1 tRNA gene is annotated in these 653 nt (G+C 39.1%); it reads left to right on the forward strand.

Annotated features, from left to right (window positions below):
• Positions 1-134: 134 nt before the first annotated feature.
• Positions 135-210, forward strand: a tRNA-Ala gene (locus PAE54_RS12435).
• Positions 211-653 lie beyond the last annotated feature (443 nt).

Raw genomic sequence — 653 nt, forward strand, 5'->3', positions numbered from 1 at the left:
CTCAGTTGGTTAGAGCACACGCTTGATAAGCGTGGGGTCACAAGTTCAAGTCTTGTCAGACCCACCACTACTGACGAGTAAGTATCTAATACTTATAAAGCACAGAAGCAGATATGTTGACTAATGATATAGCTGGGGACTTAGCTTAGTTGGTAGAGCGCCTGCTTTGCACGCAGGAGGTCAGGAGTTCGACTCTCCTAGTCTCCACCACGAATTAAATAGGAATATTTAATTTAGAGCTAAAGATTGCAGAACTTAGTAAATAAGCTGAAATAGCAAATTTATTAACTTCTGTGATTTAAGTATCACGGTATTAAGCATGACCTGACGAAGGCGTGTTTATTCATTAACAGATTGGCAAAATTGAGTCTGAAATAAATTGTTCACTCAATTCAGAAGACAGTAGCAAGCAATTGTGAATGTTGAATGAAATTGAGAACTAGCAAATTAACTGAATCAAGCGTTTTGGTATATGAATTTAGATTGAAGCTGTACAGTGCTTAAATGCACGGGCAACAAACTGTGGATTAGCTAAGCAATTAGTTAATCTGTCTTGATCCTACTTGTAGGGATTAACGACTGTTTGGGGTTGTATAGTCAAGTAATTAAGTGCATGTGGTGGATGCCTTGGCAGTCAGAGGCGAAGAAAGACG

It is taken from the genome of Acinetobacter minutum (assembly GCF_035916735.1).
Taxonomy (GTDB): Bacteria; Pseudomonadota; Gammaproteobacteria; order Pseudomonadales; family Moraxellaceae; genus Acinetobacter.